The following is a 17,315-nucleotide window of genomic DNA, read 5'->3' as shown; positions in this document are numbered from 1 at the left end:
AACTTAAGAATTGTACATTTGTTTTTATGCTGTATTCAAAACACGTTTTTATCTGCACAAATCAACGGCCTGAAGGTTCGCGCGTATGTTGTGGCGAGCTGCATGGGCTTGCTTTGGTTGCTGCTTTTAAGAAGCTAATCAAAGACAGGGGACTTCAGGTAGAAATACGTGCTCAGCGGACTGGCTGTTTGGAAGCATGCGAGATGGGACCAGCGCTGGTTGTTTACCCCGAAGGGGTGTTTTACGCCCATGTGCAGCTGGATGACGTTGAAGAGATCGTAACTGAGCATCTGGAAAACGACCGCGTCGTGAGCAGGCTTGTTATGGACTATGATAAGCTGAAAGCACTTAAGTCTTAAGTGCTAGCTGTTAATATAGCCTTCCAATTGCTTGATCGTGTCTTTCTGAGATTCGATTATAGCCTTTACCAAATCCCCTATAGAGATCATCCCAACAACCTTTTCGTCTTCAATAACCGGAAGGTGCCGGATGTGCTTGTCTGTCATCAGGTTCATGCAGTAGTCCAGATCATCATTTAGTTTGATTGTTAAAGGATCTTTCGTCATCACATCAGCTATTGTTGTTTGTCTGGATGAGAGTCCCTTAAGAGCAATTTTGCGGGCGTAATCACGCTCGGTGAAGATACCTGTTAGCTTTCCGTCATCCACAACAAGCAGGGCGCTGATGTTTTTCTCCATCATCTCCATCAGCGCATCGAAGACTGAAATGGTCGAGTTAACCGAAAAAACATGGGACGATTTTTGTTTGAGAATGTCATTTACTGCTTTCATAATTTGGCTTTTACCTAAATTTAGCTTAAATAATTAAAAAAAAGAAGGCTTTCCTATTTCTTTCGATCTACAGTTCCCGAAATAATCGCTAATCTGTTTTCTGTTTTCGCACTCCATCCTTAGAAAGTATTTGAGCTAGGTGCTTGATTCTCTTTATTTTGTTAAATTGGTGTAAAGATCCTGAGAGAAAAAGATGGCTCTTAAATGAGCGGCGATTTTTTAAGTAAATTGCATGCTATGTCATTTGATACGGTTATGAGCGGAAAAACCATATTAATTTGGTTTCGAAATGATCTGAGAATTCACGATAACGAAATGCTTATAAAAGCAATAGCCAAAAGCGAAAATGTGCTTCCAGTTTATTGTTTTGATCCTAGATATTTCGGAAAAACCAGTTACGAAACTCAAAAGAGCGGCTATTTAAGGACGCAATTTTTGCTTCAGAGCATTGCCGCCCTTAAGAGTGATTTACAGCGCCTGGGGGGCGATCTGCTGATACAGATGGGCAAGCCTGAGGATGTGTTGCCTGCCCTCTGTCGGAGATACAAGGTTTCAGAAGTTTATCACCATCGTGAGGTCGCCGAAGAGGAGACTTCTATATCGGGAATGGTGGAAACCATGCTGTGGAAGGATAAAATCAACTTGAAGCACTTCATTGGTCATACCTTGTTTCATAAGGAAGATCTTCCTTTCCCGATCAAAAATATTCCCAATACGTTCGTAGCTTTCAAAAGAAAAATTGATCGTGAAAGTATCGTTAGATATCCTTTCAAAGCTCCTGAGAAACTGGAAGTACCTCATGATGTCGATTGGGGAACGCTGCCTGTTCATGAAGAGCTTGGTGTCCAACGGAGCGGGACGGTTGAAGAAACTGGCCTTGTTGGAGGTGAAAGGGAAGGTGTAAAAGCCCTGATGCAACTGATTCTTTCTGAGACGTCGAAAGAGCCGGCTCCAGATCCTATTCTCAGTCCCTGGTTGTCGCTGGGCTGTTTGTCACCAAGGATGGTTTACTGGACGGTCAAAGACAAGCTTTCTGTCAGGTCTAACCTGGCTGTACGAATTGTCACTGAGTTGCTTTGGAGAGATTATAACCGGTTTATGCTAAAAAAGCACGGTTCGCCCTTGCTAAATGATGAGATTAAACTGACGTCAGCCGAACGAAGCCGCTTCAATAAATGGAGAGAAGGAAACACTGGGGAGCTTCTGGTAGACGTTTGCATCAGGGAGCTAAATGAAACCGGGCATGTAAATGATCGCTGCGAACTGTTCCTTTCTTCCTGCATGATGAATAAGATGAAGTTGAAATGGCCCGTAGAATACGCCTATTTTGAGGAAAAGGCTATCGGCTTTGCTCCTGCTTTAGCATGGGGTCGGCGGGCAATGGCGCAGGGGATTTTTTCCTTCGGGAAGCGAGCAGATCAAAATTTTGACGATATTATGCATGATCCGCAGATTAAACGTAGATTAGAGATCCTGGAAGCGGGATGACGTCTTTAATAATGTTAAAAAACAATATTAGGAGTAAATACTTTCTCATATATAAGGTTAAACTTTTATTTTTGACCTATCTTAAGATTTGATATTCATGGACAATCTGTCATACCTAAGTAATGCACACGCATCTTATATAGATTCTCTGTACCAGTCATATAAGGAAGATCCAGAATCTGTAGATTTTGGCTGGCAGAAATTTTTTGAAGGTTTCGATTTTGGAAGAGAGTCGGAGCCTGTTAGTGCCTCTGAAACACCTCAAAATCTGTTGAAGGAGATCAATGTAATGAACATGATCTACGGTTACAGACAGAGAGGGCACTTGTTTACGAATACCAATCCGGTACGTGAGCGTAGGAAATATTTTCCTGGAAAAGAACTTGAAACCTTTGGTTTAAGCGAAGGTGATCTGGATACCGTTTTCAATGCAGGTGTTGAGGTAGGGCTTGGTCCCGCAAAACTTCGGGATATACATGCCTTGCTTGAACAAACGTATTGCCAGTCTATCGGTGCCGAGTTTGTTTATATCCGGAACCCGGAAAAGGTGGCCTGGTTTAAGAAAAGAATGGAATCGGAGCGTAATACCCCGAACCTTCCTCTGGATACAAAAAAGAGGATTCTTAAAAAGCTTAACGAGGCAGTTGTATTTGAGAATTTCCTTGGAACGAAGTTTTTAGGGCAGAAGCGTTTCTCTCTGGAAGGGGCGGAAAGTCTTATTCCTGCTTTGGATTATGTTATTGAGCGGGGTGCTGATCTTGGTATCGAGGAGTTTGTTTTGGGAATGGCACACCGTGGCCGTCTTAACGTTCTCGCTAATATCATGAACAAGACTTACAAGGATATCTTTGCTGAGTTTGAAGGTAAGGGATATGATGAAACGAAGTCATACGGTGGGGATGTAAAATATCACCTGGGCTTCTCTACTGATGTGGAAACTAAGTCGGGGAGAAAGGTTCATCTTAGCTTGTGTCCGAATCCTTCGCATTTGGAAACTGTTGATCCCATTGTTGAGGGAATCAGTCGTTCCAAGATAGATTTTAAATATGCCGGAGATAATACGAAACTGGCTCCTATACTGATTCATGGGGATGCCTCAATTGCTGGTCAGGGTATCGTATATGAAGTTCTTCAGATGGCTAAGCTTGATGGTTACAAAACCGGCGGAACCATTCACCTGGTTATTAATAATCAGGTTGGTTTTACCACTAACTTTAAGGATGCCCGCTCTTCGACCTATTGTACCGATATCGCTAAGCTGACGCTTTCCCCTGTATTTCATGTCAATGGAGACGATGTCGAGGCGCTGATCTATGCAATCAATATTGCGGTGGAATACCGCCAGAAATATAAGAATGATGTGTTCATCGACATTCTGTGCTATCGTAGATACGGTCACAACGAGTCGGATGAGCCAAAATTCACTCAGCCACTTCTTTATAAGGCTATCGAGAAGCACCCTAATCCAAGAGAGATCTATAACAAGAAACTCATGGAAAGTGGTACGGTTGATGCCAATCTGGCGAAGGAAATGGAAAAAGATTTCCGTAACCTCTTGCAGGAGCGTTTGAATGAGTCGAAACAGAGCAATGTTTATGAACCTAACCCAATGTATTCAGGTTCATGGTCAGGCTTAAGATCTTCTAATCCTGAAGATTTCGAAGTGTCTGCGGATACTGCCGTCTCCAGAGAACAATTGCTCTCAATCGCCGAAACCATCACTACTCTTCCAACCGACAAAAAGATTTTCCGTAAGATTGAGAAGCTTTTTGAGGAAAGGAGAAAGATGGTGAAGAATAATTCACTTGACTGGGCTATGGGCGAATTGCTTGCCTATGGAACGTTGCTAAGCGAGGGCTCCCGGGTTCGTCTTAGTGGTCAGGATGTGGAGCGGGGAACTTTTTCTCATCGTCATGCTGTGGTTAAAGTAGAAGATTCGGAAGAAGAATTTGTTCCTCTGTTGCAGATCAAGAATGGCGACAAACCTGTAAAGTTTGATATATACAACTCTCACTTATCTGAATACGGTGTTTTAGGCTTCGAATACGGATACGCGCTGGCCAATCCGCAGGCTCTGGTCCTTTGGGAAGCCCAGTTCGGAGATTTTGTTAATGGCGCTCAGATTATACTCGATCAGTATCTGGTCAGTGCAGAAACGAAGTGGCAACGGTCGAATGGCGTTGTTTTGTTATTGCCTCATGGGTATGAAGGACAAGGGCCGGAGCACTCATCAGCAAGAATGGAGCGTTTTCTTGAATCTTGTGCGGAATATAACATTCAGGTTGCAAATTGTACAACCCCTGCCAACTACTTCCACATGTTGCGCCGGCAGTTGAAACGCGACTTCCGCAAGCCTCTCGTTGTATTTACTCCAAAGAGCTTATTGAGAAACCCATTGTGTGTATCGTCTATAGAAGATTTTACCGATGGTCAGTTTCAAGAGGTTATTGATGATACGAAAGTTAAGGCTGAAGACGTAAAACGTGTCGTTTTCTGTACTGGTAAGATTTATTATGACTTGCTTGAAAAGCAGAAGACAGATTCGCGTATGGATGTGGCAATTGTTCGTCTGGAGCAGATTTATCCTCTACCAATCAAGAAGCTTGAGGCTATTCAAAATAAATACACAAAAGCGGCCGAATACTATTGGGTACAGGAAGAGCCTGAGAACATGGGTGCATGGCCTTTCCTTTGCCGCAAATTCAGAAATATTGATATCGACTTGAAGGTCATCTCCCGCAAGGAGAGCAGCAGCCCCGCTACAGGCTATGCAAAGCAGCATGTTTCTCAGCAGCTTTACATCATAGGCAAAGCATTTGAGGATACAGCCGGCAAACAAGTAAAGAAATCAGTAATAAGAACCACTAAAAAAGTGGTAAATGTAGATTAGAAGTAAAAAAATAAAAATTATGAGTTTAGATATCAAAGTTCCGCCGGTAGGAGAGTCGATTTCAGAAGTAACCTTGTCGCAATGGAAAAAGAATAATGGTGATTATGTTGAAATGGACGAAGTTATCGCTGAACTTGAATCTGATAAGGCAACCTTTGAATTAACGGCATCAGCCGCAGGAACACTGAAAGTGATCGCTGCGGAAGGGGATACTCTTGAAATTGGCGCTGTTGTATGTTCCATCGAAGAAGGCGCTGCGTCTGAAGCAAAAGCTGAAGAGGTTGCACCTGCAGAGGCGCCTGCCGCTGCTGACAATGAAGAATCTGATGAAAAGCCAGCGCAAGCCGGGAAGGAAATTGAAATTAAGGTTCCTCCCGTTGGCGAGTCAATCACCGAGGTTACGTTATCAAGATGGATCGTTGCAAACGGCGAATCCGTTGAAATGGACCAACAGATCGCTGAGCTGGAGTCTGATAAGGCTACATTTGAACTTACTGCGGAAACAGCAGGGGTTTTAAGCCATATAGCAGAAGAGGGGGCTACCCTGGCTATTGGCGATACGGTTTGTAAGATCGCTGCCGGTGGAGGTAAGCCTGCGGCTTCTAAGCCAGCTGCACCAGCTTCTGATAACTCAGGCGAGACAAAGGCTGCGGCTGACAAGTCGCCTGGATATGCGGCGGGGACGCCATCGCCATCAGCGAGTAAGATCCTTGCTGAGAAGGGCATTGACGGGGCTTCTGTGAAAGGATCAGGAGTGGCTGGCCGCATCACCAAGGAGGATGCTTTGAACGCTCAGAAGCCGGCTCCTCAGCCTGCGGCTAAGAAAAGTGAAGCTGCAACATCTCCGGCTGCGGTTGCATCGGGATCCCGTAATGAGCGTCGGGTCAAGATGACTTCCTTACGTAAAACAATTGCCAAACGATTGATCGCTGTCAAGAGCGAAACAGCTATGTTGACTACGTTTAACGAGGTCGACATGAAGCCTATTATGGACCTTAGGGCTCAGTACAAAGACAAGTTTAAAGAGAAACACGGTGTGGGTCTTGGATTTATGTCTTTCTTCACTAAAGCAGTATGCGAAGGTCTTAAGGAGTTTCCGGCGGTGAATGCCAGAATCGAGAATGAAGAGATTGTCTATAGCGATTTCGCAGATGTGTCAATCGCGGTATCGGCACCAAAAGGACTGGTTGTTCCAGTTATACGAAATGCGGATGCGATGAGCCTGGCTGAGATCGAAAAGGCCGTGTTGGGCTTAGCATTGAAAGCACGCGAGAATAAACTTACGATCGAGGAAATGACAGGTGGTACGTTTACGATCACTAACGGAGGTGTTTTCGGGTCCATGATGTCTACCCCGATTATCAACGCTCCTCAATCTGCCATTCTGGGAATGCACAACATAGTCGAAAGACCGGTAGCTATAAAAGGTCAGGTTGTTATAAGGCCAATGATGTATATCGCCTTGTCTTATGATCATCGTATTATTGATGGCAGGGAATCGGTGAGCTTCCTCGTAAGAGTAAAACAATTACTGGAAGATCCCGCTAGACTTCTATTAGGCGTTTAACGAGAAATCAAGAATAAAAAGGAGGCTGTTTCTAAACGATTCAGTCTCTTTTTCGTTAATGAAGAAAATTATCTTTGTGATATAGCATTTGTTTAAAGGGGAGTGTCCTCGCCATCTCTGATACTGTAGTGACCTGTATCGAAATTTTGGCAGCTTGTATCAGGGGTGACAGTATCTGCTAATGCCTGAATTTTTTGAAAAAAGAAAGCTCCGGGCCGCACCGCCCGGAACTTGGTGGAAATAAATAAGTGTGTAGCTATATTTAGACGAAAGTTACGAAATATAAGTTACACCGGAATAAAGAAATTCTGTAGATATCAGATATTTTAAGTTATTTTCAACAGTGTGATGGTTTTATTTTGTGAATTTTAAGATCCTTTTCTGAATGGAGTTAGTAGTAGTAAAAGATCCTGCTCATGTCAAAGAGTTTTTACAATTTCCCTTGTATATATATAAAAATGACCCCAATTATATCCGTCCGCTGGACAACGATGTCGAGTCTGTCTTTCATAACGAGACAAACAAGTTCTACGAGGCGGAAAACTGCATAAGATGGATCCTCCGTGATTCTAAGGGACAAACGATAGGGCGTATAGCGGCATTTATTAATCGTTACACTGCTTATACATTCGATCAACCTACCGGAAATGTGGGTTTTTTCGAATGTATAAACAACCGCGAGGCGGCATTTACACTTTTTGATGCTGCACGCAACTGGCTGAAGGCAAAAAATATGCAGGCAATGGATGGTCCTGTGAACTTGGGAAGCAGAGAGAGATGGTGGGGGCTTCTGGTAGACGGTTTTCATCCTCCGTCGTACTGCTGTAATTATAACTCGCCTGTTTATCAGTCTTTCTTCGAAGATTATGGGTTTAAGGTATTTTTCAAGCAGCATACGTACCTCCGTAACGTAATGGAAAAGCTTAATAAGGTATATTATGCCGTAGCAGACCGAATCTTTAAAAACCCCGACTATGAGTTCAGGACTGTAAATATTTCCCGACTCGATGATTTTATTGAGGACTTTCGGACAGTCTATAACACTGCATGGGTCAATCACGAAGGCATTGGAGAGATGACAAAGGAGGAGGCTGACAAGACAATCCGGTCGATGAAGCCAGTAATTGATGAGGATATTGCATGGTTTGCTTATCATAAAGGTCAGCCGATAGGCTTCTTTCTCAGTATTCCCGAATTAAACCAACTGTTCGTTAAATACGCAAACGGGAAACTTACCCTACCGGTTAAACTTCGTCTGCTGTATAATAAGCTGACCGGCAAATGCAAGACAATGTACGGATTGGTTTTTGGCGTAATTCCCCAACATCAGAAAAAAGGAGTTGAAGTGGCAATGATCGTGTCCGCATCAAACGCGCTATTGAAGAGCCGGGCATACGAGGAAGTTCAGATGAACTGGATCGGCGATTTTAACCCCCGCATGATGCACATTGCGGAGCAAATAGGCGCGAAGATTTATAAAACACACCACACGTATCGCTATTTGTTCGACAGGGAGGCAGAATTTAAAAGACATCCCCTCATTTGATGCGTAATTTCATCACAGGAACCTTAACTTTGTAGTAAACAAACTCAACTATGCAATACGATGTTACAGTGATAGGTAGCGGCCCTGGCGGATATGTAGCCGCTATTCGTTGCGCCCAGCTAGGACTCAAGACCGCTATCATTGAAAAATACGAAACCTTTGGTGGTACATGCCTTAATGTGGGTTGTATTCCTTCAAAAGCACTACTCGATTCGTCCGAACATTTTTATAATGCTGCTCATACCTTCCAAACGCATGGCATAAATCTGAAAGATCTTCAAGTGGATCTTAACCAGATGATTGCCAGAAAGAACCAGGTTGTCCAGGAAAATACCTCAGGTATCACCTATTTATTAAAGAAAAATAAGATTACGTCCCATATCGGTGTTGGATCTTTTCAGGATAAAAACACTATTGTTGTTAAAAAGAACGATGGTTCGGCGGAGACGATTACTTCAAAAAATGTAATCATTGCAACCGGATCGAAGCCGACAGCACTTCCTTTCCTTCCTATCGATAAAAAGAGAATTATTACCTCTACAGAAGCCTTAAATCTAACAGAAATTCCTAAACATCTTATCGTTATTGGCGGGGGAGTGATTGGCTTGGAGCTCGGCTCTGTTTATGCGCGGCTGGGTGCTAAGGTAACTGTCGTGGAGTTCCTTGACTCCATTATTGCGACGATGGACAGTACTATGGGCAAAGAGCTTCAAAAATCCCTCAAGAAAATCGGTTTTGAGTTCTTGCTGAGTCACAAGGTTACGGGTGCAACGGTCGAAGGTGAAAAGGTCACAGTTACGGCAGAAAGTCCGAAAGGGGAAACTATCAGTCTTGAGGGCGACTACTGTATCGTAGCTGTAGGTAGAACAGCTTACACAGAAGGTCTGGGCCTTGAGAAGATAGGCCTTCAGGTTGAAGACCGGGGAAAGAAAATCTCAGTAAACGAGCACCTGGAAACCTCTGTAAAAGGGATCTACGCGATCGGTGATGTTGTTAAAGGCGCAATGCTTGCTCATAAGGCGGAGGAAGAAGGGGTTTTCGTTGCTGAAACGATTGCCGGACAAAAGCCTCATATCAATTATAACTTAATTCCTGGCGTTGTATACACATGGCCTGAAGTGGCGAGTGTAGGGGCAACAGAAGCAGAATTAAAGCAAAAAGGCTCAAAATTCAAAGTGGGATCGTTTCCATTTAAAGCTAGCGGCCGCGCGCGTGCAAGTATGGATACCGACGGGTTAGTAAAGGTTCTTGCGGACTCAACTACTGATGAGATTCTTGGAGTTCATATCATCGGTCCCCGGGCTGCTGATATGATCGCAGAAGCCGTTGTTGCCATGGAATTTAGAGCATCGGCAGAAGATATTGGTAGGATCAGCCATGCTCATCCAACTTATACAGAAGCTTTCAAAGAAGCAGCTCTTGCTGCAACCGAAAATAGAGCTATACATATTTAAGCGATCCGCTTAGGTATTGCGTTATATCATAAGGCTATCACATTACGGGATAGCCTTTTTTGTTTACTGTCCTATGGCGTATTTGATTCCTCCAAGTATGTGTCTCAGGAAAAGTGGTTCAGAATAGCTCTCGTCTGTATGTCCTCCTGCAGTGTAGAATGACCTCCCCCCATCAAAATTATGATACCAGGCAATTGGATGGTTCTTCCCGTTTTTACCTCCCGTATAGCTTGTTTCATCAAGTTCAGCCAGCACGTTTATTCCTTCATAAATATCTTTGAAGTTGTACCATTCATCTCTTCGTTGCCACACATTCGGTAGAAAGTTCGTTGATGGATGACTTTCCTTTGTAACGTGTATAGTAGCCGGTTGTATTTCAGGGTGATCAGCGAAATAGGCACCTACCAGTTTATTATACCAGGGCCAGGAGGATTCGGTGTCAGTTGCAGAATGAACGCCAACGAAGCCTTTTCCCGATCGGATGTAATTCTCAAATTCTCGCTGTTCTGCATTATTCAAAATGTCGCCCGTTGTATTCAGGAAGATCACTGCATCATATTTCTTTAAGTCAGCCGATGTAAATATCCCGGAGTTCGCAGTCGTATCTACCTCCAAATTATTATTCAGACACAGCGTTTGCAGTGCACGAATTCCGGCAGGTATGGATGTATGATAAAACCCGGCGGTTTTATAGAAGACAAGAACACGAGCATTTTTCTTGACACCCTGCTTAGGTGCAAAAGAAGAATACGATGTGGAAATCGTCAGGAGCACGGCTATCAATAATGTTGATTTCTTAATCATATAGAAAACTGTAGCTTAAATATAATACAATTACTTTAAGGTCCATATTCGTATGAACTTAGTGATTTGGACTTGAATAAATCACTTTTTCTCAGGAGCGCCCCGGAACTCAATGAAAAAGGCTGCCCAATTTCGGGCAGCCTTCAGGACGAATGATGTCAGTAATGATTACCAGCCAGGATTCTGCATTGCCTGCTTTTCAGCCGCAGTTAAAGGTTTTCCGTCCTTCCTTATAGCGTCCAGGAAGTTTTGCGGTATCGGACGATAGTAGTGCTTATTTGGATCGGGTTTTGCTTCCTCATTGAACGCTGTAGCACGAGCGACAAGCGTTTTGGTTCTGGCGAGATCTTCCCATCGCATTAATTCTCCAATTAGCTCTCTTGAACGCTCATTCAACAGAAAGTTGATAAACTTCTGTTCATTCGATGTTGCCCCGACTTTAGTATAGAACTCATTATTTTTATTAAAAATTTCGTCCACACTGTTGATGTGCATATTTGAGAGCGTTGCTGCCGTACTAACAGGAATATTGTTTGATTCGTAATAGGTGTTCTTATCTGAATACGAAACAAATTGCGCAGTGTTGGCGGCAGTATTGTTCTTATATGCAACTCCACCATCTGCATAACTTGCACGGTCTTCGCCTTCTTTATAGGCTGCACGGTCGCGAACCTTATTGATGTATGTCAACGCTTGTGCATATTGACCGAGACGACCGTAAGCTTCTGCTGCGATGAGATAGGTTTCTGCCAGACGTGCAAGTATGCCGTCTCTCATGCCAAACTGTGAAGCTACGTTTATTCTTGATCCATCCATGAACTTGGAAAGAGCAACAAAGCGGCTCGGGTCATAGTTGCCATGTCCGCCTAACATATTCTCGGGCTGACCTGCAAAGTATCTCACGAACATATGTGGGGCCCTGAACTTGATACTTTCCGCGGTGTAGCGGGCGTCGCCGGCGTCATTGACAATATACAGGATAGATTCCTCGCCACCGGCAAATTTCGGTTGGTTTTCCAACGCAGGAGTAGGAGCATAGGCTTTCTCCCACTTAGGAGCTGCGGCAGGTCTGTTGCTCAGATATCTCGTCTTGAAGCTTTTCCAGAACCTTGAATCGTTGACCCGATCAAACACATCGAGTGCGTAGTCTGTAGAGCGTAAACGCTGAAATTCCCGGTCACCAGGGATGTCGCGTTGCATACCCGCCAGGTTCTGGTACACCGATGGATAATATAAATGAACCTGGTTGCCGTACCTGCCTTGTGTGGCTGTATTTTCAGAGAACTGTGCAGCCAAAATAATTTCCTTCAACGTTTCATTGGGCCCGTCAGGCTTGGTATATTCCCAAATCTCACGGAAGTTGTTAGCCAAAGTGTGTTGACCACTGTTGATTACGAGGTCTGCGTATTTAACTGCATTTTCCAGATCGCTCTGTTTTGTTGCGCCATTCCACTCACTATACAGTTCACTTGCTCTGAAAAGATAGGCCTTAGCGAGGAAGTGAGCTGCAGCCCACTTGGTGATTCTTCCTGTTTGAGCAGGTGCGGTGGGAAGAAGTTCATAGGCGGCGGTAAAGTCGCTGATGATTTGTTCATACACTTCCTGTGCCGTATTTCTTTGAAATTCAAACTCTACGGTCGTAGATGGAATGAGCTTTAATGGAACGCCTCCGTATTGCTTCACTAGCTTGAAGTAATCAAATGCCCGCATAAAGTGCCCCTCACCAAGACGAGTATTCTTATCTGCATTATCGCTATAAAACTTAGGAACATTTTGAATCACGATGTTGGCAGAATTGATATTGCCGTACATGTTATTCCATACGTCGGTCACATGCGCCGTCAACGAATTTAAGTTGGCATCGTAAGAGTTCCACATCTGCATGCCTCTGTCTCCGCCGACGGCAAACTCATCTGCTCCATAGTTCGTCGTTGTATAAGCCCACTCATAATTAAAGTGGAACTTCAAGCCCTGATACATCCCAATCACAAGTCCATCCAATCCATCCTGTGTTTCAAAATCGCCTGTATTCCTGGATGTAATAAGTTCCTCTTTCAGGAAATCTTTTTTGCAGGAACTGGGCAGTACCAAACATCCTGCTACCAATACTATACTATATATTACTTTTGATATCTTATTCATGATTTATCCTTTAAAAATTACCACCTAGAATCCAACATTCAATCCAAATACAAATCCTCTGTTGAAAGTTGAACCACCTAAATCCGGATCGATCCAGTCGATTTTCGAATATATCAAGCCAGGGTTCAAAGCCTGAGCGTATAGCTTTACGTTCGACAAGCGAAGTTTCTTGTTCCATGCTTCAGGCAGGTTATATCCTAAAGAGATATTCCTTATTTTGATAAATGACGCATCCTGGTAGTTCATGGAACTTCTGTATGGATCCCCGGCAGCGCTGTTATAGTTTGGAGCCGGATATTCATTTGTTGGATTGCTTGGAGTCCAGTAATCAACTTTTCTCTGGGCAAATCGTCCCTGTAGAGACTCTTGTCCGGTTCTGATTGTGAAGTTCCATCTTGAATACATAAAGATAGAGAGATCCCAATTCTTGTAATTGAAGGTATTCGTTAGACCCGCAGTCCAGTCAGGATTTGCTCCTCCAACGATCTTACGGTCGTCGTTTGCATTAATTTTATAATCGCCATTCAGGTCTGCAACTTTGATGTCCCCTGGAACGAAAAGGTTTCCATTTGCCTGAAACTTGGCAATTTCAGCTCTGTCGGCCTCGGTGTCCTGCCATATGCCCAGTTTTTCATAGTCATAATAGGTCGTCAGACGATTTCCGATGAACCAACCGTTACCAATATCATCTACCTTGCCATTAGCTAACTCAACAATTCTATCGCGGTTAGCCGAGAAGTTTAGGTTCGATGTCCAGGTGAAGTCACGCTTTTTGATGTTAACGGTGTTTAATGAAACGTCGACCCCCCGGTTAGCAGATACACCTATGTTGACTAAGGATTTGGTGTATCCGGTGATACCCGGTATAATCATTTCCATTAACAAATCAGTAGTTCTGGAAGTATAGATGTCGACCGCACCACTTACTCGCCCATTGAAGAAGTCAAAGTCAGCTCCAAGGTTCCATTGCGTGGTATGTTCCCAGCCCAGATCCTGGTTGGGCATCAAGATAGGATTTGCCAGTGATGCATCGGAAGAAACATATCCTGGTTGTACCACTGGACCCCATGTATAATATAAGGTTTCAACGGCACCTCTGGTTGAATATTCGCGAACGGCCGAATTACCGGTACTACCTACCCCAACGCGCAACTTCAGCATATTTATCCAACGTGTATTCTTCAGGAAATCTTCCTGATCCATCCTCCAGGCAAGGGCGGCTGAGGGGAAGAAGTCCCATTTGTGACCGTCGGCAAGCTGTGAAGCTCCATCCCAGCGAGCTGAAGCCGTCAACAAGTAGCGGCTACTAAAATCGTAATTTACACGAGCCATGTAAGACGATAAAGTTCTTTCGGTCAATCCGCTCCCAAAGTCATCTAGCTCACTAACGGAGTTCAGCTGATGCCACTTCTGCGAGTTCCATGGAAGATCAGTAGCAGTCATGGTCGATGTTTCTTCTCTGTATGATGTAGCACTTTGTAATAAGGTCACACCGAAATTATGCTTGGCGATGGACTTATTGTAGTAAAGGAGGTTATCCATTGTCCACGCAAGTCTGGACGTTTGATCCAAACGCGCAAAGTTGGAAGAACCTGGTTCGCCGCCGCCTCTGTTGATGGAATTTTCATCCATCCATCGGCCATTTTTCCAGTTGTAGAAGTCCGGACCAAAGTTAGCGCGATATTTTAAGCCCTTAAAAAGGTCAACCTCAGCAAAAAGGCTTCCAAGGGTACGTAATGTCTTACGCTCATTCACGTTGAAAACATCTTCACCAACCGGGTTCAGAATGTTGATATCTCCGCCGGGAAGGTTGATTCTGTTGCCGTTATCATCGAAGGGTACGGTATATGGTAGCATTCCCTGGGCTGCAAAGTAGAGATTTCCGGGACCGGTTACGTTTGACGTCGCAAATCCGTAATTCTGAATTCCGTAAGTAGCCGTCAGATTGCCGCCGAATGTAAACCAACTTGTAGGTTTCACTTCAGCACTGAACTTGCCGCTGAAGCGCTCAAAATCTTGTCCTAGTTGGGTGCCTTCCTGAGACAAATAGCCAAAAGAACCGTAACCTTTCAAAGTTTCAGTACCTCCACTGGCACTAAGTGTTTGGTCTACTGTCAGACCCGTATTAAGCATTTGGCCGGTCCAGTCAGTAGTTGGCACAAGACTACCATCCCATGTGCCGTTTTGCCATCCCTTGAGCACGTTGTTCAATGCATATTCATCCCCTCCGAAAATTCGGCGATCTGCTGCTTCTGTTGCTACTTCAGGGTATTTATTCGTGTTAGACGCAGGCAAGCGACGGTAAGCGTCCCGTCTGAAGTCAATATACTCCGCTGAGTTCATCATCACTGTGCGGTCGTACATCTTTTCAATTGTTGAAGTGCCTACATAGTTAAGGGAAAGACTTCCCGATTTACCTTTTTTTGTTGTTACTAATACTACACCGTTAGCACCTCTTGATCCGTAGATTGCCGTTGCTGAAGCGTCTTTTAGGATGTCGATCGCTTCTATATCATTGGGGTTGATGGCTTCGATACCTCCGGCAGCCAAAGGAATTCCATCAACTACGTATAGTGGGTCATTCGTTGCGGTTAGGGAACGGGCACCTCTAATCAGTACTCTTCCCATCTCACCAGGTCTCTCATTAGACGTAATATCTACCCCCGCAGCCTTGCCCTGCATTGCCTGCAGCGCATTCTGCACAGGCCTTGACCGAATTTCTTCAGCTCCTACACTCACAACTGCACCTGTAACGTCAGACTTTTTCACGATGTTGTAGCCAACTACAACCACTTCATCAAGCGCTTTTACATCTTCGCTCAATACGATGTCAATTCTTGTCTGGCCATTAATCGGCACCTCCCTGGTCGTAAAACCCATATAAGACACTACCAGCGTTCCATTAACGTTCGCAGTCGGAACTCTTAAAGAATAAGAGCCGTTTACACTCGTTGCTACTCCAATATTTGTTCCTTTGATTTTGATACTGACGCCGGGAAGCAACTCTCCTTTATCGTCAGTGACTTTCCCCGTTAAGGTGATGTCAGCAGCTGCTGTGCTTCTCAGGCCCGTTGAAGAAAGCTCAACAACTCCAGCGGTCAACTTATCCGCAGCCTTATTCAGAACGATCTGATCGTTGACTACCTCATAAGCGATACCTCTGTTCTGAAAGAGATCAGCCAAAACCTCCGATAGCATCTCAGAATCAGCAGAATAGGAAACCTCCTGGCTCGCATCAATAATGTTCTCGCTATAAACGAACTTAACACCGGCTGACTTTTCAATCCCTGATAGAACCTTTTTCAATTTTGCAGATGTGTAGTGGATCTTCACCGGGTTGTTCAATACCCCCTGAGCTTTGCCAGGAGCCGCGTAAGTAACGCAGCAAAAGATCATTAACGCCATCAACTGACTTAGTGTAATCTTCATAATGTACCAAAAGTCTTTGGAAGGGTGTAAATAAAAATTCATACTTTTAATTGTTTTATTTAGCTATAAATGAGACAATAAAAACCCTATGCACTACACGTGCACATGTTTTCATGATTGGTTTTGGGCTAAGAAGTGCCCACACACTTCTTAGCCTTTTTTACTGGTTAGTTTGGTTGAGTTTTTAGATCATATACAATAGGTTTATAATTAATAGATGACTATTCTTCACTGAGAATGATCGTCTCATCTTCGAATCCAAGGTTTATATTCAAAGATTTGTTCATCAACTCCAGTATAACAGGTAGGTTAAGTCCGGTAAAATCAGCGTTTAATGTTAAGTCGTTTACCAACGAATTGTCTATTGTGACTTTCACGTCGAAGTTGGTTCGCAATACGTCCAGCACTTCACTCACCGGTGCATTGTTAAATACGAACGATTTGCGATCCCAGATCCGGAGTGCAGCTTCGGTGCCGTTGCTTTTCTCTAACTGCTTCTTGTTTTCTTTATAAATAACTTTCTGCTTTGGCAATACATACAACCCTTCAGTCTGACTCTTCCTTGGTGATGGAGCATACACAAACACTTTTCCTGATACCACAGATAGTCTTGACGGATCTTTCCCGTTTGCGCGGATACTGAAACTGGTACCGAGAACACGTGTGTCGAATTGTTCCGTGTGGATGATGAACGGGTGGAGGGTATCCCGCTTAATATCAAAAAAAGTCTCTCCCTTCATCGATACTTTCCTGTATTTGTTAACAAATGGAAGAGTATACCGTATAGTTGTCTCCGGCTCAAGCCAGAGGCTACTGCCGTCAGGTAAAATATGGTTCTTAAGTATATGAGTATTGTTAGTAATAACAACGGTTTCAATTGTCTCAGCGGCCGAATCTTTTAAGAGTATCTGGTTAACAGCAGAAAATGCGATAATCAAAGAAGCCGCAACCAATCCAACGGCATAGTAAAAACGGCGGCTGGAACCACCCACTTTCACGCCCTCCTCGTTCCTGCTGATTTCCGACCGTACATTCTCAAGTATCCGCTTCCGGATAGAATCCCGTTGATCGCTATTTAGCAATTCAGCCGGCTCTTCCTTGCTATCAAAAGAGTCATACCAGTCCCGCACAAGTCGCTCCTCTTCAGGGCTGCATTCGCGGTTCAAATACTTATTAATAAGCTCAGGTGAAATATTCATTAGGC

At 44.0% G+C, this 17,315-nt stretch carries 11 protein-coding genes; 6 read left to right on the top strand and 5 right to left on the bottom strand.

The window, feature by feature from the left end; genetic code table 11:
- The first annotated feature begins 26 nt into the window (after positions 1-26).
- The gene (locus B0I27_RS14610; RefSeq protein WP_106294665.1) at positions 27-359 is read left to right on the top strand and encodes a (2Fe-2S) ferredoxin domain-containing protein; all 333 of its coding nucleotides are present in this window, start codon (positions 27-29) and stop codon (positions 357-359) included.
- 3 nt (positions 360-362) lie between these two features.
- On the opposite strand, the gene B0I27_RS14605 is transcribed toward B0I27_RS14610, so the two are convergent.
- A complete protein-coding gene (locus B0I27_RS14605; RefSeq protein WP_106294663.1) occupies positions 363-791 on the bottom strand; it encodes a CBS domain-containing protein in 429 nt (142 codons plus the stop codon).
- A gap of 237 nt (positions 792-1,028) precedes the next feature.
- On the opposite strand from B0I27_RS14605, the gene B0I27_RS14600 reads away from it, so the two are divergent.
- From B0I27_RS14600 to lpdA, 5 genes are all read left to right on the top strand, one after another.
- Positions 1,029-2,279, top strand: a complete 1,251-nt coding sequence (locus tag B0I27_RS14600) for a deoxyribodipyrimidine photo-lyase (RefSeq protein WP_181276795.1) — start codon at positions 1,029-1,031, stop codon at positions 2,277-2,279.
- Between the two features lie 97 nt (positions 2,280-2,376).
- Complete coding sequence (locus tag B0I27_RS14595) at positions 2,377-5,169, top strand: 2-oxoglutarate dehydrogenase E1 component (RefSeq protein WP_106294659.1); 2,793 nt, start codon at positions 2,377-2,379, stop codon at positions 5,167-5,169.
- A 19-nt stretch (positions 5,170-5,188) separates the two neighbouring features.
- The gene (odhB, locus tag B0I27_RS14590) at positions 5,189-6,736 is read left to right on the top strand and encodes a 2-oxoglutarate dehydrogenase complex dihydrolipoyllysine-residue succinyltransferase (protein WP_106294657.1); all 1,548 of its coding nucleotides are present in this window, start codon (positions 5,189-5,191) and stop codon (positions 6,734-6,736) included.
- Between the two features lie 385 nt (positions 6,737-7,121).
- Positions 7,122-8,282, top strand: a complete 1,161-nt coding sequence (locus tag B0I27_RS14585) for a hypothetical protein (RefSeq protein WP_106294655.1) — start codon at positions 7,122-7,124, stop codon at positions 8,280-8,282.
- A 50-nt stretch (positions 8,283-8,332) separates the two neighbouring features.
- The gene (gene lpdA / locus B0I27_RS14580) at positions 8,333-9,736 is read left to right on the top strand and encodes a dihydrolipoyl dehydrogenase (RefSeq protein WP_106294653.1); all 1,404 of its coding nucleotides are present in this window, start codon (positions 8,333-8,335) and stop codon (positions 9,734-9,736) included.
- A gap of 63 nt (positions 9,737-9,799) precedes the next feature.
- Here the strand turns inward: lpdA and B0I27_RS14575 are convergent, their stop codons facing one another.
- From B0I27_RS14575 to B0I27_RS14560, 4 genes are all read right to left on the bottom strand, one after another.
- Complete coding sequence (locus B0I27_RS14575) at positions 9,800-10,540, bottom strand: ThuA domain-containing protein (protein ID WP_106294651.1); 741 nt, start codon at positions 10,538-10,540, stop codon at positions 9,800-9,802.
- A 168-nt stretch (positions 10,541-10,708) separates the two neighbouring features.
- Complete coding sequence (locus B0I27_RS14570) at positions 10,709-12,682, bottom strand: RagB/SusD family nutrient uptake outer membrane protein (RefSeq protein WP_106294649.1); 1,974 nt, start codon at positions 12,680-12,682, stop codon at positions 10,709-10,711.
- A 24-nt stretch (positions 12,683-12,706) separates the two neighbouring features.
- Positions 12,707-16,111 (bottom strand): TonB-dependent receptor, encoded by a 3,405-nt coding sequence (locus B0I27_RS14565; RefSeq protein ID WP_219905029.1) that lies wholly within the window; start codon positions 16,109-16,111, stop codon positions 12,707-12,709.
- Between the two features lie 221 nt (positions 16,112-16,332).
- Complete coding sequence (locus tag B0I27_RS14560) at positions 16,333-17,310, bottom strand: FecR family protein (protein WP_106294645.1); 978 nt, start codon at positions 17,308-17,310, stop codon at positions 16,333-16,335.
- Between the last annotated feature and the right edge of the window lie 5 nt (positions 17,311-17,315).

Source organism: Arcticibacter pallidicorallinus, assembly GCF_003002875.1.
Classification (GTDB): domain Bacteria; phylum Bacteroidota; class Bacteroidia; order Sphingobacteriales; family Sphingobacteriaceae; genus Arcticibacter; species Arcticibacter pallidicorallinus.
Note: the sequence above shows the minus strand (reverse complement) of the source record. Positions and strands in the feature narration are given on the sequence as shown.

Bases quoted from the DNA above. Each gene is read 5' to 3' on its own strand.
- B0I27_RS14605 (WP_106294663.1), bottom strand. From the start codon at position 791: ATGAAAGCAGTAAATGACATTCTCAAACAAAAATCGTCCCATGTTTTT.
- odhB (WP_106294657.1), top strand. From the start codon at position 5,189: ATGAGTTTAGATATCAAAGTTCCGCCGGTAGGAGAGTCGATTTCAGAA.
- B0I27_RS14560 (WP_106294645.1), bottom strand. From the start codon at position 17,310: ATGAATATTTCACCTGAGCTTATTAATAAGTATTTGAACCGCGAATGC.
- B0I27_RS14570 (WP_106294649.1), bottom strand. From the start codon at position 12,682: ATGAATAAGATATCAAAAGTAATATATAGTATAGTATTGGTAGCAGGA.
- B0I27_RS14595 (WP_106294659.1), top strand. From the start codon at position 2,377: ATGGACAATCTGTCATACCTAAGTAATGCACACGCATCTTATATAGAT.
- B0I27_RS14610 (WP_106294665.1), top strand. From the start codon at position 27: ATGCTGTATTCAAAACACGTTTTTATCTGCACAAATCAACGGCCTGAA.
- B0I27_RS14600 (WP_181276795.1), top strand. From the start codon at position 1,029: ATGTCATTTGATACGGTTATGAGCGGAAAAACCATATTAATTTGGTTT.
- lpdA (WP_106294653.1), top strand. From the start codon at position 8,333: ATGCAATACGATGTTACAGTGATAGGTAGCGGCCCTGGCGGATATGTA.
- B0I27_RS14585 (WP_106294655.1), top strand. From the start codon at position 7,122: ATGGAGTTAGTAGTAGTAAAAGATCCTGCTCATGTCAAAGAGTTTTTA.
- B0I27_RS14575 (WP_106294651.1), bottom strand. From the start codon at position 10,540: ATGATTAAGAAATCAACATTATTGATAGCCGTGCTCCTGACGATTTCC.
- B0I27_RS14565 (WP_219905029.1), bottom strand. From the start codon at position 16,111: ATGAAGATTACACTAAGTCAGTTGATGGCGTTAATGATCTTTTGCTGC.